This is a genomic window from Legionella hackeliae (genome assembly GCF_000953655.1).
In the GTDB taxonomy this organism is placed as follows: Bacteria; Pseudomonadota; Gammaproteobacteria; order Legionellales; family Legionellaceae; genus Tatlockia; species Tatlockia hackeliae.
The window spans coordinates 2,620,042-2,642,221 of record NZ_LN681225.1; the positions used below are offsets into that span (position 1 = coordinate 2,620,042).

Genomic DNA, 22,180 nt, shown 5'->3' on the forward strand with positions numbered 1-22,180 from the left:
ATAAATTAGTAGAAGTATAGGTTTCGTGAGGCAGTAACTGTATTTGGATGAGGCTGACTGGAGTTAAGCATAGTCATATAGCAATGACTCCAAAATTTCGTATTACTTATGCGGCTTAACAAACCAAGATTAATACTCATCCACAACGAGACAAAAATGAAAATTGGGATAAGATGTACCAGAGTTAACTTTGGAATTGCAAAGCTACCTAGGTCGGGAACCAATGATTCAATCAAATGGATACTTAACCCGTAGGAAAGACCTGCGATAATACCTGCAGAAAAACTTAGCAATACTCTGTTTAAATTTGGTTTATCGTTAATTAAACTAAGATTAAGCTGCGCACCAGTGAAGAAGGCAAACATTAAGAGAACAGAACTGGGTGAAAGTAGGGCAAAAACTTTATTACTTGACAGTGCAAATATCATCATAGATATTGCACCGCCTAGGATCGATATCAGTAGAGATCGTACGGGAAATCCCGTTATTGCCTTTGATTTTTGTTGTTCAATGGCTGAACCGGAACCCAGGAAGAGATGAGCTTTAAACAAACCATGCCAGCACAAATGTGCAAGCGCTGAAGAATATAGCCCCAAACCACATTGCATCATCATGAATCCCATTTGGGATAAAGTAGAACAAGCGAGCATTCTCTTAATGTCATGCTGTATCAATTTCCAAAAAGTACCGAGTAAGGCAGAAATTACGCCAAGAATAAATAGTAGATTTAATACACTATCACTGAGTAATGGAGCAAACTTTAAAATAAGAATTCCTCCGCCACTGATAAGCCCAGCGTGCATCAGCGCGGACACAGGTGTTGGAGAATTTAACGAACTAAGCAGCCATCGATGGAAAGGCCACAGTGCAGACTGTATTAAAGCTGAAGCCACAATCGACAGTGAAAAAAATAACAGCGTTAGAGACGGTATTTGAGAAGACTCATGAATCAAAGATTGAATAGATGTTATATGAGTTTTATGGACTAGAAAGACAATAGCAAACAGTAAAATCATACTGGAAGCCAGCAAGTTTTTAAGTGCCAAAACTCCAGAGTTCATCGCTGCAATCCATCTTTTTTTATGGATCATTAACAAGACAAGGAGAAAACTACTAAAAGTCCATGAAAACCAAAAAATAATAAGATTATCAGTTAAGGTGAACAAAATTGTACTTAATGTTATTGCAGATAGATTGAAAAAATATTGCTTATATAATGCATCTCCATCCATAAAACGAATTGAATAGCGATGAACTATGAAACTAATGAAGTAAATAAGCGTGCAAACCACAATACCCGCATTTGTGTAATTTGGAAGATTAGCGTTCTTATCAATTAACTGAGAAAAGAAAAGAATAAAAAATCCAGCTATGAATCCAATTCCCATGAAGTAACTTGCTAATTTTGCAGACAGAAATCTTGATTTCTCGCCGGCGATAATGTTGATTAGTAAAGAAAGAGCTGGAAAAACTCCTAGAAGATGTATTAGGTTAACTGAAATCATTATTCTTCCTATATTAGAAAAATTATTTTTATAGTTTTAAATTATAAGAAAATGTGATAGAAATAAAATTAATAATTTTTATCTCGATTATTAGGAATTCTAATGTCACTTGATACAGTTACATTACAATGCTTTTTAGCAGTTGCTGAAACGTTAAGTTTCACCAAAGCAGCACATCGGGTCGGACGCACTCAATCTGCAGTGAGCCAGCAAATTGCAAAAATTGAAAATATCATTGAAAAACCGCTTTTCCACCGGGGAAGGGAATTATCCTTAACCACTGATGGTGAGTTATTTTTAGGTTACGCAAAAAGAATTTATGAATTACAAAGAGAATCTCTTGATCGTTTTAAAGCGCCAGAGCTAGAGGGAGAGCTCCGTTTTGGACTTCCCGAGGATTTTGCTTCAATGATTTTATCTGATGTTTTAGTCGAGTTTTCTAGGCTACATCCCCGAGTAATGTTAAATGTTGAGTGTGATCTAACACTCAATTTACTTGAACGCTTTAATCAAGGCCATTTTGATTTAATTTTAATTAAGACTAACAAACGTCAGGAAATTGGGAATAGCATTACTGTTTGGACTGAACCGGTTGAATGGGTAGGTAAAGTTGAACTCCTTTCTTCATGGAATAAAGAGATGCCTCTTCCATTAGTGCTTTCCCCTTCCCCTTGCGTTTATCGTGGAAATGCGCTTGAGGCTTTGACGCAGAAGAATATAAATTGGCGCCTGGTTTATAGTAGCTCAAGTTATGCTGGTAAAATGGCAGCAGTGCGTGCGGGTTTGGGCATAACAACCATTCAGCGCAGTCTGATTCCTGCGTATTTAGAACGACTGGATTTCGATTTTTTACCAAAATTGAACGCTCTGCATGTTTCATTGTTAAAAAAAGAAGAGAATAATAAGGCTATTGATTCTTTAGAATATTTTATTATGAAAAAATTAAAGCATTAAGGAAATCCATGAAGAGGGAAAGAATTGATTCAATTTATGATGTTTTAGATAAATCAGCTCTTTTATCCATAGGGATGATGAGTATCTTTTCGAGTTTATTGTATTTAGGAATTCCAATTGCTGCACAGACCCTGATTAATTTAATTGCATTTGGTAAGCTACTACAACCCTTACTAACACTATCAATAATTGTTTTTATCCTGATGATTGCATTAGGTCTTTTGCACATTTGGCAAGCAGTTATAATTGAAATTATTCAACAAAAATTAATGGTTAAACTCAGTTTGGCATTGACGAGACAGTTTACACATCTCTCTTTGGATGCTTTTTCAAGTCATCATGGCCCAGAACTGGTTAATCGTTATTTTGAGATAGTTTCAATCAATAAATCTTTGGCAAATCTCCTTTTATATGGAATTAACTTAGGATTACAGCTGTTCTTTGGTTTATTGCTTCTCTTGCTCTATCATCCAATCTTTCTTGCCTATGATCTCCTCATTATTATCGGAATATTGCTAATTATTTTTATTCCTTATAAAAAAGCAAGCTATAGTGCCAAGCAAGAGTGTAGTCAAAAGCATGAAATAGGCGCATGGCTAGAGGAAATTTTGATCAACCGATTCCTTTTTCGGTTTAATTCATATCACCACTATGCTAATCAGCAAACTGATAAAAAACTCGTTGGGTTTCTTAAAGCACGGAATATCCACTTCAAGCAATTGATAAAACATCAAATTGGTTTTTATTTTCTTTCTGCATTAGCGAGTAGCCTTCTCCTTGGAGTAGGAGGCTATCTCGTTATTCAAAACCAGCTTAGTCTTGGCCAGTTAGTCGCAGCAGAACTTGTTTTAGGAGCTTTGATTTATGCTTTTAAACGTTTCGGTGCTCTAATGGAAAACTATTATGACTTAATTTCATCATCAAAAAAAATCGATGATGTGCTTTCTTTGTCAAACGACTCACCCAAAGGCTCTTTGCCTGATATTCTTGTTCCTGTTACTCGCATAGGGATAAAATTTAGTAAAAACCAAGCACAAGTAACACCTGATAGGCCGCTTGAAATATATTCAGAAAACCCAGAAAGTTGTGAAATTTTGATACAAAATATTTTAGGTTTTACTGCTACAGAGGGTGTTGAAATTTTTGTTAATGACATTAAATGCTCCCAAGTTCATCTTGTTATGTTAAGACGATACAGTTTATTTTTAGAAGCACCACAATGGTTTGCCGGAAGCATTTATGACAATCTGGTTTTAAACCATCGGTTTGAAAAAAAAATTATACTAGAAAAGCTAAGAGATTTTGAATTACTTAAAAAAATAATGGAACTTCCAGAGGAATTAGATACGGTTATTTATGACTGGCAATCAGTTTTTACAGAAATGGACATGATTAAATTAATGATCATTAGGACTCTCCTTCTTAAACCCCAAATTTTAGTTGTTAACCGAACCTTCGATTTAATGGATAAAAACGAAATTAATGGATTGATAGAAAAGTTATTAACGTTAAAGGATACAATTCTTATTTTAGTTACCCATAATCCCGAATTTCATTACCTTGATAATCATTTGGTACTAAATCCATGAAATTACATGCTTACGCCATGATAAGAAAATTACCACGACCGAGTAAAGTCGCTAAAATAATTCTGGTTGTCTTACTGTTATTTTTAGTTATCTTAGGGGCGACACCTTGGCAACAATTTGCTCTCGGAGTCGGTCAAGTTATAGCCTTCTCGCCTACTGAACGGGCACACAGTGTTAATACCCCCATTGATGGGCGTATTAAACAATGGTTCGTGGATGAAGGCATTAAAGTTAAACCAGGCGATCCAATAGTTGAAATATCAGATAATGATCCAGAGCTTTTGCGTCGTTTAGAAATAGAAAAAAAAGCGATTTTGCTTCGCATTCAGTCTGCAAAACAGGCAATTACTGCGAGCCAAGCAAACTTAGTTAGGCAGAAGAGATTATATCAAGAGGGTATCAATTCAAAGCGCCAATACGAACTGGCACAGATTGAATATGCAAAATATCAAAACGAACTTGCCCAGGCAAATATTGATCAAGTGAATATCGATGTACGTATCGCTCGACAAAAAACTCAACTTATTAAAGCTCATATTGCAGGAACTATTTATAAACGTCTCACAGGACAAGAAAGTGTTGTTGTAAAAGCAGGTGATGTACTAGCTCAAATTATTCCTGATACACAGTCGAGGGCAGTCGCTTTATGGGTAGATGGGAATGATATTCCTTTTGTTCGCTTACACCAAAAAGCACGTCTACAATTTGAAGGCTGGCCAGCCGTGCAGTTTTATGGTTGGCCTGAAATTGCAGTAGGAACCTTTGGAGGAATAGTTTCATTTATTGATCCAATAGATAATGGAGAGGGCGTGTTTCGAGTGGTTATTACTCCAGACGAACGCTGGCCAGAAAAACAATTTTTACGACAGGGTGTTAAAGTACACGGTTGGATACAACTGGGCAAAGTTCCCCTATGGTATGAACTTTGGCGTCAATTTAATGGGTTTCCTCCCGAAAGCTACGATGCCAGGACGTCACAACAATGATGTTATCAACGTTTATCGAAAAGAAATGGTTATTTTTCTTAATTACGCTGATAACTTTTAATGCTTTTGCCAAGGAAGCTCCGTTAACTTTGAAAGATATCCTACACAGTGTGGATTGTTTTTATCCTCAAATCAGGATAGCTCAGCTTGAGATTAACAAAGCTCAGGGTGACTTTTTAAGTGCCGTTGGTCAGTTTGACCCATCCTTAGACATCAATACCCGTTCACAGCCCTTTGGTGGTTACATTAACAACTACGGTGATGGCCAATTCAATATCCCCACTTTGTACAACGGGATTAAAGTTTTTGGGGGATATCGCTTGGGGAGAGGAGATTGGCCAATTTATTATCAAAATTATTTAACTAATTCAGGTGGTGAGTATAGAGCGGGCATTTCTCTCCCACTATTAAAAGATAGAAAAATTGATAGAGAGCGGACAGAGTTATTGTCAAAGGCACAACAAATTCAAGTGAAACAACAGGAGGTCCAATCTACTAAAATTAGAATTTATAAAGAAGCGATTGTTGCTTACTGGCAATGGGTAGAAACAGGGTTACAATTAAGAAATTTTGAAGCCTTATTAAAGCTTGCCAAAGTCAGACAAAATGCCATTCGCAAGCAAGCAGAACGGGGTGACCTTCCCTCCTTGTCTGTTAGCGAAAATTTGCAACTAATTGTACAACGTGCCCAATTGCTCAACCAAAGTAAAATGGCTTTCGAACAAGCTGCAATCAATTTATCACTTTATTACCGCAATACCGACGGTAAACCCAAAATTGCATCACCAAGCGCTATACCCCGTTTTTTATCCAGATTGCCGGCTAAAATGAGTGTCAGTATTGGAGAACTACAAAGTCATCCAGCACTTAAAAAGTTGGACAACTATAAAGAGGTTATTAAATTAAAGAAAAATTTGGCACAAAATGATTTACTACCTAATTTAGATGCAACAGCTTATACTTTTAAACAAGAAGGAAGCGGCGGATATCCAAGGCTCATTCCTCAAGCCGGAATGGTTGGCTTATCCTTTAAATTCCCTCTTTTACAACGTGAGGCAAAAGGAAGAATAATCACAGCCAGTAGTGAATTACAGCAGATTCAAACGGAGAGAAGATTTTTACATGAACAATTAAAAATTGAACTTCATAATTTATTTGTCGGAATAAAAATTTATGAACGCCAAATAGAGTTACTGAAAAAGGAGTTAAAATTAGCACAACGTGTCCAATCCGGAGAAGAAACGAAATTTTACGAAGGAGATAGCACGTTGTTTCTGGTTAATCAGAGAGAACAAGCAACAACTCAGGTTAAATTAAATTTAATCAACGCAAAGATTAAACTTTATGAGCTTAATGACCTAGCTTATTTCTTTTCTTCTACTCAATTCAAATCATTCAGACCCAAGAAAAAATCATTACTCACCAGGGTTAATTTAAAACAACAATCGTACCGTTAAGGTAAATTGCAAAGAGCAGCCAAATAAAATAGGGAAAAAGTATCCAACTTACAGCTTTTAATCTATTTCTTGCTAAATAAATTATTACTAACGTTAATAATGCCAATAATAAAAGCACGTAAAAACTTAATTCTATTAAGTGAAATTTAAAAAATAAAGGTGTCCATACCCAATTTAATATCATCTGGATCCAATAGACATAGAATGCTAATCGCAATCTTCCTTGCCTGTAATTCACCCATAGCAGAAAACCTGGGATTGCAAGAAGCAAATATAAAATTGGCCAAACAATGGAAAAAACTAAAGGCGGTGGGGTTAGATTTGATTTGATAAGATTTTCATACCAAGGGTAAATATTATTCTTGGTCATTAACCCGAATAAGAGCCCAATAATTTGAAAACTAACAATCCATGTTAATACTAATATTCGTCTATTCTTATTCAACAGTAACTCCTTCAATAATGGTGATTCGATCTAATAGTATCATTATGAAATAAAAATTCACCCACGACAGCACCTCAAACAGTTATTGACAAGAGAAATTATTTAAACAATTGACAGAAATAGCTTTATCGTTCCGTTGAGGTAAGTCTAAACTGCTGCTTTTAGAGGCATGCGATAGTTGTAGATTATAAGACCCTATAGGGATGAGTTGTTTGTTCCAAATAAATTACTGGAAAGAGAAAAAGTTAATCCTAAATACCTGGAAAGGTAAGCGAATGTCTCCCCTAAAGTAGGTTTAAATTCTTAAGGACGTTGATTGTTCAAGGCACTAATACGTTCACTAATGGAGTTTAGTCTCTCTTCATAATTAGCAATTGTCACCTCAGGATTTACTTGGTTAATAAATTCCGTTAAAGCCTTAATATCACAATCCAGTTGTTTAAGTTGATTAGCTTTTTGCTTATATTGATTCGGCTCTAGGGGTTGGGAATTAATACTTTCCGCCAGTAGTTGATTATATGTGTTCCTTTTGTCCCATAATGAATCAAAACAATTAGTTATTGATTGTTTATATTTCTCTAGATCAATAGCTAATTTGGCCCTAATTTGTCGAACCTGAATAAGATCTTCAGCAGCAACCACTCGATTTTCAAGGGATTCTAACTTCTGTTTAAAATCCTTAAAAAATTTTAGATCACCCATTTACTTTCCTTTTTTTCCAAAGCCACTTGATAAAATATCTTCATTTTCTTCAGTTTTATCGTGAGATTTTTTATAAACCCTTAAAAGCTCAGCATTTGCACATGCTATTCCTTTATCAAGTTGTTGCTGAGATTCTTCGACTCGGCCGATTAAGTTTTCAACACTTGGCGAAGGTCTTAGAGCGTCTTCAAAATCGGTCTCATTAACCGTATTGGATGCCCTATATTGACGTTCATCATAGGCTATTTTAACACCAAATGTAGCTCCGCCTACTGCCAACCCTGTCCCAAAACCAACGGCGGCTCCCACTGAAAGTCCAAGTACTCCAACACCCAAAGGTGCTAAAAATCCTGTTGCAGTTAATGCTAATCCAACCCCAATCCCAATTAAGGTTAGCAAGGTTATACCCAACAATTTTAACCAATTACGTGATAGCCATGTACTTTCAGATATTTGAATATCAGGTTTAGTTGTCTGCTCTTGCTTTTCGCTTGTTAAAATAGGCTTAGTCTCTACAAATGCATCGCCATCTTGTTCGACTGTCAGATCTTCTGAACTGGATATTTCGTCTATTTCAGGTTTTATATAATCAGCGAGTTTTAACTCGATACCTACTTTTTGGTGAATCGCTCTCTGAATGCCCTTAACTCTCTCTCGTAATGCAACCTGTAGTAATTTTTGATCCTCATTAGCAAAATGATCTGCTATATATCCTGCAATTTCCTGGTAGCATTGAGTGAGTATTGATAAATTTTGCTTTAGAAAGGATTTGACTTCAGGATGCTCAAAAAATAATTATAATGCAATATTGCTTCTACTCATGCATTCCTCTACAGCAATACCCCTTTCCTGGTCATCCTCAGGTGTAAAAGCCTTGCTGGCCAAGGAGCTAAATAAGGCGTTGGGAAGCATAGACAGTTTGAGTCGAGCAAACAATTTCTCATTTACATATGCCGGATTGGTTTGTATATGAGGAGCACTGTGATAAATTCCGCCGTAAGGAGAGGTTAATATATTTCTTTCATAATTTTTCTTTGTAATTTTTGAAGTAACAGTGCAGCGATCGAAATCAATTTTAGTCAAATGACTTTGATAGACATCCTCAGAAGAAAACCCAAAATTTTCAATATTTGCATCAGTTTCGCCAACAAAGTTAGTCACCTCATCAATAATCCCTGAACCAGGAAATATTTTTTTCTCTTCCTCTATATATCGTTTTCTACTATCACGGGTACTAGGATTAGCTACAGAGACAGCATACCCAGGAATTCCCCTTGAAGCGACCAAACGATTATCCAATAAACGTTCCGAAGAGAAATGGACAGAACTTACTAAAGTAGCAATTTTGGAAGCTAGTATGGCGCTAGGAGAGTAATATTCTACTCCACGTACAAAAAGAATTTTTTTACCATTCGTAGCAACAAATGTTTTGTCACCGGTATCACCTTTAGCCAACTTACTTACCATTTTGTACGGAAAATAATCATCACTCTCTTTAACCCCCTTTTTTAAAGGGACTTTTTCATTTTTTACAATTTCCAGATTTAAAGGATAAAATGGCTTGCTTAAATTGAATCCATTAAAATTATCAGTTGTAGGTAATTCGCCAACCAATCTTAAGGCATTAATTGCAAAAGGAATTGCATAGGCAATGGTTTGCCGTTTATAAGATGAAGTACCAGGATATAAGAAGCCATAATCACCCGCATTTATAGAAAGGTGATGAGCAATGAGTTGATAACAATTTAATAATCCAGTGTATTTTAGAGCATTCTTTGCCTGGCTTTTGGGTATTTCTTTACCGTCTTTTACATGACTTTCAATTCTAGTAACAGCACTTTCAATTTCTTTTTTATCCTCATCGTATTTCTTCAAGCTTATGTCATAAAGCAAATGAACCAGGCAGTTTTTCACCGCTTCATCAAGAGTTGAAAGCTTTTCGGAGAAGGCATGGAAATCTTTCTCTTCTATCCACTCATTTTCGCTAAATCTTGTTATAAATTTGACGATTTCTTCAGGAATTTCAACGTCTATGCTTTTGCTTGAAATGTAAATCATAGCTTCCTCTTTGGCGTAAGAGGTATGCAGATATGTTACTACCAAATCTTGAAGTTTCACAGAATGTCTCTTTTCGTTTCATTATGATCCATATATTATCAATATAATGTTAAGCTTTTATTAAGTGGTTAGATTGACTGGAAGTGATTAAAGAGCGGGGCCTCGAACGTGGTGCTTAGAGATAGTATAGTTAAGATGGAACAAATTTTCATGACGTGAATTCCAAAATCTTAAAAACTGCATAGCTTCTTGCTAAAACAGTATACCTGATTCAATAAGCAACCGACTTTGTGAGTGTTTTGTACCATCCCGACCAAAAGCTGAGCCCGCAGTAATATTATTAGCTTCTACAAGGGAGACCTCACCACGTGTGAAAAAGATTCCTCGTTGGTAAGTGGATGTTAGCGTTAGTGACCTGGCATTACTGCCAGAACCATAGGCTAACTTGTTAATCCATAAATCCATTCTGAACCCATCGTTCAATGGTAGTAATTCTCCATCTAAATAAAATTCATGGGATACTTTGTAACAAGTAACTAGTCAAAGTGTGGTCACATTAGAATATACTTTGCAAGAGCTGTTAATCCAGGATCAATAAAACTGGCACGTGAAATTTTAAAGGCTTTACATAAATGCTCTGTATGAGTATCCCCACTAACAATCAATGTTGTATTGTTATTTGTTTTCATTTTAATTTATGAGATAAGCAGAGAAAAAATTAACCCTCGAAGTGATGGTTTTTAAACCTAATATAAAAAATAAGACTGGACTTATATAACTCAAGTACAGTAGTATTACCTTAGCTTGAAAATGTCTATTATATTCTCCAAAGCGTCGTTTTATTAATTTAATCCCTCGTACTGTAGTTTTTTAATTCCTGACCGATTTCAGGCTAATTTCGCCTATTACAGGTATTAATAAATTAAAGGTATATTCAAATGTCCAAAACAGTAAATGGGATTGTCAAATGGTTTAACGAAGCCAAAGGCTTTGGTTTTATCGAGCAAGAGTCTGGCCCAGATGTATTTGCTCACTTTAAAGAAATTATAGGTTCTGGCTTTAAAACCCTATCAGAGGGTCAAAGAGTGCAATTCGTTGTAGCGCAAGGATCGAAAGGTCTTGAAGCACAGAGTATAATGGCGCTGTAATCAAATACTTATAACATTGTTACCACTGCATTTTTCATTAATGTGGTGGCTTAAACAATGTTAAAAAAAACAAGTAATGTCGCAAATAGCAAAATATAATTTCGAGTCTGCTTCCACTCTTCCCTCACCCAATTCGGGTATTGCCAGATATTTTACTTTTTTAATGAATTAGCGTATCAAATAATCTACGCGGGGAAATTTTAACTTTGGGTATTTAATTATTTCGTTATATAGTTAATTATAATGCAATGAAAGAAATATGAATATTGCCGTTGTTTGGTTTCGACAAGCCTTGGGTTAATTGATAATCCTATTTTTACACTTGATGAAACAACAAGTGTTTGGTGATAGCTTCACTATAGCGCGAAAGCCCTAGTGAGCTCATTGGCTTAAGAATACCGCTTAAATGAAATAAGAAGTAACGAGAATACACATTAAATTATCATCAAATTAAGGAAAAAGATGAGCTTAACGAATGTTAAATTATTCATTATTGCGATATTTGTCTTTAGCATTATTGATTTTATTTGGCTTGGATTTGTGGCAAAGAATTTATACATCGAACATTACAAGGAATGGTTACGACTGAGTCATAATCAACTGCAACCTGTTTGGTGGGCCACTTTTTTAGTGTATGTGCTCTTTGCCTTCTCCATCGTTATTTTTATTCAACCCTTAGCGAATCATTCTTTATTGCGTGCCGCCCTCTATGGAGGGCTACTTGGTTTGATAATCTATGGCGTTTATGATTTTACCTGTGTGGCTATTTTTAAAAACTGGCCTGTTCCTATGGCTTTTATTGATTTGGCTTGGGGCATTGTTTTGTATAGCTTAAGCTCTGTCTTAACTATTTGGATTGGCTCTTGGATAAGTCATTAGTCCAATCGTCAAGTTGTTTTAAAAATGCTTGTGCCTGTTGAAAAATTTGCTCTTTTTTATTCAGGGTCATTTTATCTAAAGTCATATAGACATATCGAAGACGAGGATTATTATCGAGTTTATTTCTATTTTTATCTAAAAAGTTCCAGTAGAGCGAATTGAAAGGACAGGCTTTTTCGCCAGTAACCTCATTGGGATTATAGGTGCACGATTGGCAAAAGTTACTCATACGGTTTATATATTTTCCACTTGCCGCATAGGGTTTACTGGCAATTATTCCTCCATCGCCGTAAAGCGCCATACCTAAAGTATTCGGAAGCTCAACCCATTCATAAGCATCAGCATAAACTTCTAAATACCATTCGCAAACTTCCTTTGGATTTAATCCTGTTAATAAGGCAAAATTCCCAGTGATCATTAAGCGTTGAATATGATGTGAGTAAGCTTCATCGGCAGTTTGTCGAATGACTTCTTTAAGACAAAACATGTTTGTAGGTTTCCCCCAAAAAAAGTCTGGTAAAGGACGACTAGCATTAAAATAATTTAAATTTGCATAACCAGGCATGAAAGCCCAGTAGATCCCTCTTACATACTCTCGCCAGCCAAGTATTTGTCGGATAAAACCTTCCGCCGCATTAAGAGGAACCTCCCCTTGAAGGTACGCTTGCTCTGTCATTTTACAAAGCTCCAGTGGCAATAATAACCCCGCATTTAAATAAAAGGATAAGCGAGAATGGAATAAATAAACTTCATCTTTAAGCATGGCGTCTTGATAATCGCCAAATTGTGCGAGACATTGCTTCATAAAATAGTTGGTCTCTTCAAGAGCATCCTGTCGAGTGACCGCCATGTTGAAGTAATCTAAACTACCAAAATGATGGGCAAATTTTTCTTTAACAAGTTTTAAGACTTCTAGAGTAATCTCATCATTTTCATGGGTTACTCGTTGTGGAAAATTCAAATCAGGGCTTGCCTTCTTCCGATTTAAAACATCATAATTCCATTGTCCGCCAATTGGCTTTTCTTCATCCTCCATCAATAAGCAATATTTTTTTCGCATCATTCGATAAAAAAATTCCATGCGCAAGTTTTTCTTATTTTTTACCCAATTTTTAAACTCGCTTATAGAGCAAAGAAAACGATTGTCTTCATGGATAATGAATGAAATTGCCAATGTCTTCTTAACCATTAAAAACTTCTGTAAAACTCGCCATTCACCAGGTTCTGTTACAAAAACCGATGTTATCTTTTCCTCTTTAATGGCGCGATGTAGCTCTTTTTCAAACGATCCTTGGTTGTTGGGGTCATCTAATCTTACGTAGCGAACATGATACCCTTCTTCATGGAGTTCTTTGGCGAAATGTCGCATTGCTGAAAATAAAAAGGCTATTTTTTTAGGGTGATGATGGACATAAGTCGCTTCCTCCATAACTTCACATAAGAGTACAATATCTTTATTTCGGTCAATCTTTTGTAATGCAGTGAGGGATTTAGACAGCTGATCACCTAGTATTAAACAAAGTTTCCTCATAATTTATCTCTTAATTAGAGTTTAATCTTAGGTCTAATTTGACTAAGTCCTCCATCAACACAAAGAACCTGACCTGTTATCCAGCTATTTTCAGGATTTAGAAAAAATAGCACCGCACGTGCTATATCGTTGACACTGCCAATACGTCCTAAAGGATGCATTGCTTTAGACGCATTGTAAAAAGCTTCATTGGTCATTAAATTCTGAGTCAGAGGCGTGTCAACCATGCCTGGTGCAACAACATTAATTCGCAAATTAGAATTAGCATAACTGGCAGCAGCTGAACGGGCCAGCCCGATAATTGCGGCTTTTGCCGCAGAAACTGCCTCATGATTAGCAAGACCAACGAGTGCGGCTGCAGAAGAAATAAGAACCACTGAACCGCCATGTTTCATCATGCTCCCTGCAGCATGAACAGTAGCAAAGGCAGTGGTTAATGAGGCGTCAATCACTTGTTGATATTCATTTTTTTTTGTTGAATGCGCATTTTTAAGCAATAAAGACCCACTACAATTCACTACTCCATCCAATGCTCCTGCTTGTCGAAAAGCTTCTTTAACATTTTCAAAATCCGTGGCATCTAAAATCATATCTGCTTTGATTTTACTTTCACTGCGAGCGGTACTGAAAAAAGTATCTCCTCTGTCTTTTAAAGCGCTTGCCACTGCTTGACCAATAGCACTACTTCCTGCAATGATTAAATAATGTCCCATGGTTTTTCCTTGAATAGATATTTAATGTATCTTGGATAATTTATTTTTTAATTTAAACCAAATTGCTTAATTTGAGGAGCAATTTTTATGGCTTTAGATAAATTAGATTGCGAACAATTTCATCGCGCCATCGTTGTGGGATGTCATTGGGTAATCGATAGGAAAATGGAATTGAATAGCATTAATGTCTTTCCCGTCGCTGACGGTGACACAGGGGATAATATGGCATCACTTGCTAACGCAATCATTCACTTTTCTCAACCAAAATCAACCTTAAAAGAAACATCAAAATCTATCGCAGATGCTGGTACGATGGGAGCACGAGGCAACTCAGGGATTATTCTTGCCCAATTTTTTAATTCTCTTGCAGAAAATATGTCATCAATTCCCTACCTTGAATTTGACTACTTCTCGAGCATACTGCAGACTATCGTCACAGAGGTTGAAAATAGAATTCCTAATCCTGTAGAAGGAACTATCCTTACTCTCATTAAGCAATGGGCTATTTATGCTAAACAAGCAAAGAGCGAGCGTTCTTTTGAATTAGCGATGGTAAAGATGTTACCCCCCCTTTTGCTCGAAGTTCAAAAAACCACGCAAATGCTCCCTTCCCTAAAAAAATCAAACGTTGTCGATGCGGGTGCACTTGGATTCTATTATTTGCTTGAGGGTTTCACTCAATTTTTGCAGAACCCTACAATAGAAACAAATCAAAAACTTAATAATAGTTTATCCAATTTAAAGTTAGAGCACTCATTTAGCAGCAATTTTCAAACAAAACATCGCTACTGTACAGAAGCGGTATTGAAAGCGGCTTCACTTGATGATAAAGCTATTTTAAATTTTTTGATGCAAAATGGCGACTGTGCGTTAGTCACGGGCAATAAAGACATTTGCCGGTTCCATGTTCATACAGAAAATCCACAACTTATTTTCTCTCATTTGTCGCAACAATATACCATCCTCTACCCTAAAGTAGATGACATGCAACGGCAATTTGAAATGAACCACGCCCCGAAAAAAAATATTGCACTGGTTTCCGACTCGAGTGCTGATTTATCCCAACAACTCATTGATAAGCATCAAATACATTTGATACCCATCAATATACAAATGGGACAGCATCAGTTGTTAGACAAATATTGTTTTGAGGAAGATAATTTTTATGCAAGCATGAAGAATCTGCGTGACTACCCCAAGACTTCCTATCCCTCTTTAACACTACTTGAGGAAAAATTGGCACAGATTAGCAGAATGTATCAGCATGTTTTAGTCATCTCTGTTTCAAAAGCGATGAGTGGAATGTACGAAGCATTTACTCTGGCTGCAAAAAACTATTCGAATATCACAGTGATTGATTCGAAAACAAATTCAGGAGCTCATGGTTTACTATTAAATTATGCCGGTGAATTAATTGATGCGGGAAAATCAATTGAGGAAGTTATTGAGCAAATCAAACGTGCTATAAAAACGACGTTTATCTATGTGACTGTCAATCAATTCGAATCGATGGTGCGCTCTGGTCGAATGAATAACATCAAAGGACACATTGCTTCCCTGTCTAAATTAAAACCGATTGTTTCTATTGATTCCCACGGTAAAGGATTCATTGCTGGAAAGTCATTCTCTCGCTCAAAAGCATTAAAAAAATCGATTGATTATTTGGGACAGTCTATAAAAAAACACGATTTAAAATTGGAAGAATACTGCATTGTTCACGCTGATGCCCAAAATGAGGCACTAGAATTTGCAGAGTTTACCTCACAGACATTCAATATGCCCCCTCTTTATATTAAACCCGTATCTCTTGCAATAGGTTTACATGCCGGCCAAGGGTGTATTGCGATAGCTGCTCGTTTGAACAGTTTTCGATGAATACCATGAGTTGGCTTATCCATTTTTTTTGTTACTACCTAGCTTGGATAAATTGTGTCCTTCTTGCTGGGAAAAACATGCCTTACAGGTCGTCCTTCGTCGTGCTGTTAATTCTGTTTTTTCAAATTTTATTACAATCAATTATTCGACGACCGTGGGTAGATGCCTTAGTCTATGGTATTGCGTTAATGGTCGTAGGAATGATTATTGATACGATGTGGCTTTTTTTAGGATTAATCGATTACAATGCAAATCCGCTAAACCCTTATTTTAGTCCACCTTGGATAGCCTTTCTCTGGTTATCTTTTGGATTTAATCTCATTACACTTTCCCAAAGACTGATAGTCCATACTTTTTTATTTGGGCTACTGACCTTTCCTTCCATTATTCTGGCTTATTGGCTAGGTGCTAAATTAGGTGCTGCGGTATTGAATAGTCATTGGTTTTACATCATGCTTGGTGGAGTTTGGTCTTTAATCATCCCCTTATCCCTTAACCTGTTTAATCATTTCAGAAGAGATTTTACATGAGACCTCTAGCTGTTATTGCCCTTATATTTGTTCACATGTCATTAATATGGCTTTGGTATCGCATAACGAATAATCCTTCAGTGGTCGATGTTGGTTGGGCCTCAGGATTAACATTAACGGGTCTTCTATATTTGAATAGTGAAACAATCAGCTATAGGTCGGCATTATTAAGTCTTATCCTTTTGATATGGGGCTTGCGATTAGGCTTTTATTTATGGCATACACGCATTAGAAAAAAATTAATTGATAAACGGTATATTGTTTTAAGTAATAATTGGAAAATAGCCAAGTCCCTCGGTTTTTTTATTAACTTTCAGTTGCAGGGATTTTTTATATTCATAATTTCCCTACCTTGGTTTTTCGCATCACTTACATTGACCAATCAAATCAGCCTGCTCGATGGTGTAGGCTTAATTTTAGCTGCTTTATTTATTGGTTTGGAAACTGTTGCAGATTATCAATTGCAGTCATTTAGAGCAAAGAACCCTGGTAAAGTTTGTAATCAAGGGCTTTGGTATTATTCAAGACACCCTAATTATTTTTTTGAATGGTTAGTGTGGTGTTCTTTTACGCTTTTTGCAAGTCATCATTCTTGGGGATGGCTAGCACTTCTCTCCCCAATCACTTTATATTGGCTGATGACTTGGGTAACAGGACCAATGACTGAGCGAGGATCCATTGAATCTAAGGGACAATTGTATATCAACTATCAAAAATCCACACCGATGTTTTTTCCAACCAAATTGCTCCTGCCTCATTTTATGAGAAAATGAACAATAGGAATTAGGATTTATTCAGCCGGTTTAAACTTTTAAGCACACAGGCAGCCCAATAGTCCCAATGAAAACACTTTGACGGCAGTAAATTATGTCCTATTCTTGACAAGTGGAAAAAATTTACGAAATTTAGTTAATTTTTTAGAGAAAATTTTGAAACCTTCTTCAAAGCGAGGTTATGTTTTCTTTAAATTCCTAAGACTGTTGCGCTGTTAAGACGCAATCAACTCAGGATTGAGATTAATGCTAATTTAAGGGGTTCTTATGGTGACATCACTATATGCAGCAATACTTGGGATAGTACTGATTATACTTTCTATTAAAACCATACAAGCTCGCAGAAAATTTGGAGTCGCTATTGGTGATAGTAATAATCTTCAAATGAAGCGCTTCATGAGGGCCCAAGCGAATTTTACTGAGTATACCCCCACGTACTTGATCTTACTTGGGTATGCGGAGCTTAATGGGCTACCGATATGGGCAATAAATTTTTTCGGAATACTTTTCCTGATGGGACGGATTATACATGCATACAGTTTGCTTAAGCATGAAGCGTATGATCCTGCTGGTAAGCTGCTTCTTTACCCTAAGTGGCGGATTATAGCGATGACATGTACATTTATTGCCATCGGGTTACTTTCAATTACTATTTTGTTCCAGGTGGCTATCATGCTGACAAATAATATACAATAACGTCAATCAATTCCTGTCATCACATGAGGCGGCAGCCCCATCCGCATTTATATAACAATTCCATTTATGTTTGTGTTAACCTTGCGTCTAGAGATATTAAGAGACAATCAAACATAAAACAAACAAAACTAGTGAAAAAAATTTAAATTTTGCCTATAATCATATTGGTCTATAATACAAGGAGTTAAAATGAAAAGCATTCACAAATTTGTCCTTTCCATTTTTTTCGCTTCATTTGCCCCCATTGTTCTCGCCGGTGCACAACAAAATATTGTTGACATAGCCGCTGGGAATAAAGATTTCTCTACTCTAGTTAGCTTAGTAAAAGAAGCTGGATTAGTTGACGAGTTACAAGGGGAGGGGCCATTTACAATCTTTGCGCCAACAAATGAGGCGTTTGAAGCCGTTCCATCAGATACACTAAGCGCTTTAAAGGCAGACAAAGAAAAGCTTAAGAAAGTACTTTTATACCATGTCCTTAAAGGCAAAGTAATGGCATCCGACGTCAAATCAGGCATGGTGCCGACTCTTGAAGGACAAGACCTGAGTATTAAGGTAAACAACGGAACTGTTATGGTGAATGATGCCAAGGTAGTAGGGACAGACATCAATGCTTCAAATGGGGTCATTCATGTGATCAATAAGGTGTTAGTTCCTGATATGAAATAACTTTCTTTCTCTTGTGAACCACCATAGTGGTTCACAAGATTCTTATAAAAGCTAAAGTGGTTAAGTATAACTCTAAAGATTTATCACCTAATTTAGAGTCCGTTGTTCAAGAATTTTCAATACATTTAATAGTCAGTCTCATCAGAGATTTGGCACTCAATAAGAGAAAAGGTGAATACCGAGCAAAGGACAGATTTTGATCTTATTATATAATTTTCTTAAATTTATTGTATATGATGAAATTAATTTAAGAACAGATAAGAATTTCCAGAGTTTAACATCCAGTTTCTCCTCGAGACTTTAAAAAAAAATTGAATGCTGAATCGCCTAAGTGTTAATTTTTAGTGTAAAATAGAAAGGTTTAAATGTCTGATGCTTTGAGTCTATGAATTAAGTTTTAATGGAAGTGAGTGAAACATAATTCATTTAACTGATACTAGGTTGGAGTGAATCATGCTCGTAGAATTATTATCTCGTATACAATTTGGTTTCAGTATTGGTTTTCACATTCTATTCCCAACCTTAAATCTCGGCCTTGCCGTTTTTCTGGTAATCATGGAAGCTTGTTGGCTGAAAACAAAAAATCCTGCTTATTTAGAAATCTGCAAGTTTTGGACAAAAATTTTTGCCTTAACTTTTGGGATGGGAGTTGTTTCGGGCATTGTTTTGGCCTATCAAATCGGCACTAATTTTGGACCATTCATCACACAGTTTGGAAATGTTTTGGGTGCATTATTTGCCTACGAAACGTTAACTGCTTTTTTTTTAGAGGCTGGTTTTTTAGGAATTATGCTTTTTGGTTGGAAAAGATTCCCACCTTCCATACATTTTGTAGCAACGCTTCTAGTTGCTTTGGGAACTACAATCTCGGCATTTTGGATTATGTCCGCTAATTCATGGATGCAGTCACCCAGTGGCTATCTAGTCGTCAATGATAAGTATGTTGTCGACAGCTGGTGGGGTGTAGTTTTCAATCCTACCTTTATTCCTCGTTTTTTTCATATGCTATTAGCGTCCTATGTGACTTCAGCATTCGTAATCATGGCTGTATCCGGGTTTTACTTGTTAAAAAATAAATCTATCCAAATTGCCAAGAAAAGCTTGTCTTTTAGTTTATGGGCATCATTAATTTTAGTTCCTCTACAAATAGGTGTAGGAGATGTAGTAGGCATTAATGTCCACCATTATCAACCTTTAAAAACTGCTGCTATGGAGGGAATTTGGCAAACGCAAAAAGGGGCACCGCTTCTCCTATTTGCAATCCCATCGCAAAGTGAACAAAAAAACTTTTATGAAATTGGGATACCCAAATTAGCGAGTTTAATCAATACACACGATTTGAACGGTGAAATGATTGGTTTGAGCAGTGTTAACCCAGAGTTTCAACCACGTATGGCTCCTGTATTTTTTACTTTTCGTATCATGGTAGGCATTGGTCTTCTAATGTTACTAGTTTCTATTACAGGTTTAGTTTTGCGTTTAAAGGGAACTCTTTTCGAAAGTCGCTGGTTTTATCGTTGTTGTCTTGCAATGGCACCACTAGGTTTTATTGCAAGTATTGCTGGGTGGTTAACTGCTGAGCTAGGAAGACAACCTTGGGTTGTCTATAACCTTTTACAAACAAGGAACGCTGTTTCATCAATAGGATTAGAAGAGGTTCTTATTTCTTTTATTTTACTAGTCATCGCTTATGGTGTGGTATTTGGTTTCTATCTCTATTATCTTCTTAAGTTCATATCGCACGGGCCTGAACCGTTAGAAGAGGATCGAATCGAGCATCATGCCTTCCAATACATGACAGATCTTCCTAAGGAGACAAAATAATGTTACCCCTTATTTTTGCCATTCTTCTTGGATTTATCGTCTTAATGTATGTCATTTTAGATGGATTTGATTTAGGTATTGGTATTTTATTTCCGTTTAGTTCAAGCGAAAGCGAACGCGATAAAATGATGAATTCGATTGCCCCGGTTTGGGACGGTAATGAAACCTGGTTGGTTTTTGGAGGCGCCATGCTTTATGGTGCATTCCCACAAATATATGGATTACTTCTTCCAATTTTATATATGCCAATCATGCTAATGCTTATTGCCTTGATATTTCGTGGTGTTAGTTTTGAGTTTCGCTTCAAAGCAAAAAAAACAAAAGCCTTATGGAATTGGTCGTTTTCGATTAGTTCAATCGCGGCAACTTTTTTTCAAGGAGTTATATTGGGTGCTTTTGTGCAAGGATTTTCGATTCATGAACCGTCGATGACCATTAATGACCCTGACTGGTTAACTCCGTTTAGTCTTTGCACGGGGATTGCTTTGATTTGTGGCTATGCCCTTTTGGGTGCTACATGGATGATTATTAAAAGCACAGGAAGACTTCAACGTAAAGTGACTCATTACGCTAGAGGTTTATTAATATTAGTGGGGATTTTTCTTCTTTTCGTTAGTATTTGGACGCCCTTGCACAGTGATGAAATTTTTCATCGTTGGTATAGTTTTCCAAATATTTTCTTACTAAGTCCTTTACCTTTGATAGCACTGATTGCTATTTACCAAGTTTGGCAGAACCTAAATAGCGGGAGTGAATACAAACCTTTTTTTTATAGTATTTTAATTTTTCTTTGTTCCTATATTGGAATTGCAATTAGTGTTTACCCTTATTTAATACCTCACCAAGTTACACTTTGGGAAGCTGCAGCGCCCGACACTACACTAATATTCATATTAATAGGGGTTGTTATTATGCTCCCACTACTTCTTGCCTATACTTTGTATGCCTATTATCTTTTCCGGGGCAAAACTTCAGAAAACTACCATTGATGATTGAGCTTAGCTAAAGGTCATTTTACTTATGACCACTTTTTAATCCTATCTACCATATTCTCCAAACCCATCGGATTGCTGCTTTACCTGCTCCTTAAAGAGCAACAATGATAATATCTGATCGACACTCCACTCTTTTTTCCCTTGAATACGGATTCACGGTAAATCAGCAAATTAAAGAATAATATGCAAAAAAAAAAGTCATTGGAATCACTGCAGTGGGTATTTCAACATTGAACGTTATATATGCTGGACACTTAACAACTTCTACTCCCGCATCAGGCAACACGGATATTAATCAACCCTATCCTTTTTATATTGAACTCTATAGCGGAGCTTCTTTTTCTAGACGTGCTAGTATTTCTGCGGATACCAGTTTTGGGATGCAAGTCCACAAGGATGAAGGATCATTCTAGATATGCCTTCGCCTATCAATTAATGGCAGGAATAGAATGGCAATACAAACGATTAAGTTTAGATGCAGGTTATCAATATTTTAATGGCGGCAGATTTGAGACTGACAATTATGTCTTTGCTTCGAGTACTCCTGTGATTGCACCTTTTTGGACAGATCGTTTAAAATCTAATGAATTTTTGCAGGAATAAAATTGCAGTTTAATTCTACGGTAAAAACTATAAAATGTTTGGCTGGCATGCAATCTAAATCCGAGAAGTTTATGACTTACCATCAGAGCTTAAAATTAAAACCGCTCAAAATTTATTAAACCGTGATAAAGGATTGTTATTAATTACTCTCGATACTCCAGATTCTAACTACGAATAGTCTACAAATAAGTGTATCTGCGTCAGCTGAAACATTAAAAGTTTCAAGATATATCTGGTGAGTCATAAAA

General features: G+C 36.3%; 22 protein-coding genes. 14 read left to right on the forward strand and 8 right to left on the reverse strand.

Annotated elements, in window-relative coordinates:
* Positions 1 to 5 precede the first annotated feature (5 nt).
* Complete coding sequence (locus tag LHA_RS11570; RefSeq protein ID WP_045106688.1) at positions 6 to 1,505, reverse strand: proton-conducting transporter transmembrane domain-containing protein; 1,500 nt, start codon at positions 1,503 to 1,505, stop codon at positions 6 to 8.
* Between the two features lie 102 nt (positions 1,506 to 1,607).
* On the opposite strand from LHA_RS11570, the gene LHA_RS11575 reads away from it, so the two are divergent.
* From LHA_RS11575 to LHA_RS11590, 4 genes are read left to right on the forward strand one after another with little or no spacing between them, the layout of a single operon-like run.
* Positions 1,608 to 2,459, forward strand: coding sequence for a LysR substrate-binding domain-containing protein (locus LHA_RS11575; RefSeq protein ID WP_045106689.1), 852 nt, complete (start codon positions 1,608 to 1,610; stop codon positions 2,457 to 2,459).
* Positions 2,460 to 2,467: 8 nt separating this feature from the next.
* Positions 2,468 to 4,048 carry an ABC transporter transmembrane domain-containing protein gene (locus LHA_RS11580; RefSeq protein WP_102046651.1) on the forward strand — a complete coding sequence of 527 codons (1,581 nt, stop codon included), beginning with the start codon at positions 2,468 to 2,470 and terminating at the stop codon, positions 4,046 to 4,048.
* Complete coding sequence (locus LHA_RS11585; RefSeq protein WP_045106690.1) at positions 4,045 to 5,034, forward strand: HlyD family secretion protein; 990 nt, start codon at positions 4,045 to 4,047, stop codon at positions 5,032 to 5,034. Before LHA_RS11580 ends, LHA_RS11585 begins: the two co-directional genes overlap by 4 nt.
* On the forward strand, positions 5,031 to 6,491 hold the full coding sequence (locus LHA_RS11590; protein WP_065238331.1) for a TolC family protein: 1,461 nt from the start codon (positions 5,031 to 5,033) through the stop codon (positions 6,489 to 6,491). Before LHA_RS11585 ends, LHA_RS11590 begins: the two co-directional genes overlap by 4 nt.
* Here the strand turns inward: LHA_RS11590 and LHA_RS11595 are convergent.
* From LHA_RS11595 to LHA_RS11615, 5 genes are all read right to left on the reverse strand, one after another.
* On the reverse strand, positions 6,463 to 6,861 hold the full coding sequence (locus LHA_RS11595; protein ID WP_082060410.1) for a TspO/MBR family protein: 399 nt from the start codon (positions 6,859 to 6,861) through the stop codon (positions 6,463 to 6,465). The two genes, LHA_RS11590 and LHA_RS11595, sit on opposite strands and share 29 nt — an antisense overlap.
* A gap of 378 nt (positions 6,862 to 7,239) precedes the next feature.
* Positions 7,240 to 7,638 (reverse strand): hypothetical protein, encoded by a 399-nt coding sequence (locus LHA_RS11600; protein WP_045106692.1) that lies wholly within the window; start codon positions 7,636 to 7,638, stop codon positions 7,240 to 7,242.
* Positions 7,639 to 8,037, reverse strand: a complete 399-nt coding sequence (locus LHA_RS11605; RefSeq protein WP_045106693.1) for a hypothetical protein — start codon at positions 8,035 to 8,037, stop codon at positions 7,639 to 7,641.
* A 396-nt stretch (positions 8,038 to 8,433) separates the two neighbouring features.
* On the reverse strand, positions 8,434 to 9,696 hold the full coding sequence (locus LHA_RS11610; RefSeq protein ID WP_147292351.1) for a hypothetical protein: 1,263 nt from the start codon (positions 9,694 to 9,696) through the stop codon (positions 8,434 to 8,436).
* A gap of 252 nt (positions 9,697 to 9,948) precedes the next feature.
* On the reverse strand, positions 9,949 to 10,161 hold the full coding sequence (locus LHA_RS11615) for an outer membrane beta-barrel protein (protein ID WP_045106695.1): 213 nt from the start codon (positions 10,159 to 10,161) through the stop codon (positions 9,949 to 9,951).
* 473 nt (positions 10,162 to 10,634) lie between these two features.
* Between LHA_RS11615 and LHA_RS11620 the strand changes: the two genes are divergently transcribed.
* Together LHA_RS11620 and LHA_RS11625 are read left to right on the forward strand one after the other, a co-directional pair.
* Positions 10,635 to 10,844, forward strand: a complete 210-nt coding sequence (locus tag LHA_RS11620) for a cold-shock protein (RefSeq protein WP_045106696.1) — start codon at positions 10,635 to 10,637, stop codon at positions 10,842 to 10,844.
* Between the two features lie 462 nt (positions 10,845 to 11,306).
* The gene (locus LHA_RS11625; RefSeq protein ID WP_045106697.1) at positions 11,307 to 11,723 is read left to right on the forward strand and encodes a DUF2177 family protein; all 417 of its coding nucleotides are present in this window, start codon (positions 11,307 to 11,309) and stop codon (positions 11,721 to 11,723) included.
* Here LHA_RS11625 and LHA_RS11630 read toward each other — a convergent pair.
* A complete protein-coding gene (locus tag LHA_RS11630) occupies positions 11,692 to 13,254 on the reverse strand; it encodes a cryptochrome/photolyase family protein (RefSeq protein ID WP_045106698.1) in 1,563 nt (520 codons plus the stop codon). The genes LHA_RS11625 and LHA_RS11630 overlap by 32 nt on opposite strands.
* A gap of 14 nt (positions 13,255 to 13,268) precedes the next feature.
* Positions 13,269 to 13,967: an SDR family NAD(P)-dependent oxidoreductase gene (locus tag LHA_RS11635; protein WP_045106699.1), complete on the reverse strand. Its 699-nt coding sequence runs from the start codon at positions 13,965 to 13,967 to the stop codon at positions 13,269 to 13,271.
* A gap of 87 nt (positions 13,968 to 14,054) precedes the next feature.
* Between LHA_RS11635 and LHA_RS11640 the strand changes: the two genes are divergently transcribed.
* From LHA_RS11640 to LHA_RS16985, 8 genes are all read left to right on the forward strand, one after another.
* The gene (locus tag LHA_RS11640; RefSeq protein ID WP_045106700.1) at positions 14,055 to 15,842 is read left to right on the forward strand and encodes a DegV family protein; all 1,788 of its coding nucleotides are present in this window, start codon (positions 14,055 to 14,057) and stop codon (positions 15,840 to 15,842) included.
* Positions 15,843 to 15,847: 5 nt separating this feature from the next.
* The gene (locus LHA_RS11645) at positions 15,848 to 16,372 is read left to right on the forward strand and encodes a DUF2878 family protein (protein WP_158644246.1); all 525 of its coding nucleotides are present in this window, start codon (positions 15,848 to 15,850) and stop codon (positions 16,370 to 16,372) included.
* Entirely contained in the window at positions 16,369 to 17,145 is a 777-nt protein-coding gene (locus tag LHA_RS11650) for a DUF1295 domain-containing protein (protein WP_045106702.1), read from the forward strand. Before LHA_RS11645 ends, LHA_RS11650 begins: the two co-directional genes overlap by 4 nt.
* 267 nt (positions 17,146 to 17,412) lie before the next feature.
* Entirely contained in the window at positions 17,413 to 17,841 is a 429-nt protein-coding gene (locus LHA_RS11655) for an MAPEG family protein (protein WP_052673704.1), read from the forward strand.
* A gap of 189 nt (positions 17,842 to 18,030) precedes the next feature.
* A complete protein-coding gene (locus LHA_RS11660; RefSeq protein ID WP_052673705.1) occupies positions 18,031 to 18,510 on the forward strand; it encodes a fasciclin domain-containing protein in 480 nt (159 codons plus the stop codon).
* Between the two features lie 453 nt (positions 18,511 to 18,963).
* On the forward strand, positions 18,964 to 20,334 hold the full coding sequence (locus LHA_RS11665) for a cytochrome ubiquinol oxidase subunit I (protein ID WP_045106703.1): 1,371 nt from the start codon (positions 18,964 to 18,966) through the stop codon (positions 20,332 to 20,334).
* Positions 20,334 to 21,323 (forward strand): cytochrome d ubiquinol oxidase subunit II, encoded by a 990-nt coding sequence (cydB, locus tag LHA_RS11670; RefSeq protein WP_045106704.1) that lies wholly within the window; start codon positions 20,334 to 20,336, stop codon positions 21,321 to 21,323. Before LHA_RS11665 ends, cydB begins: the two co-directional genes overlap by 1 nt.
* 402 nt (positions 21,324 to 21,725) lie before the next feature.
* The gene (locus LHA_RS16985; protein WP_147292352.1) at positions 21,726 to 21,932 is read left to right on the forward strand and encodes a hypothetical protein; all 207 of its coding nucleotides are present in this window, start codon (positions 21,726 to 21,728) and stop codon (positions 21,930 to 21,932) included.
* Positions 21,933 to 22,180 lie beyond the last annotated feature (248 nt).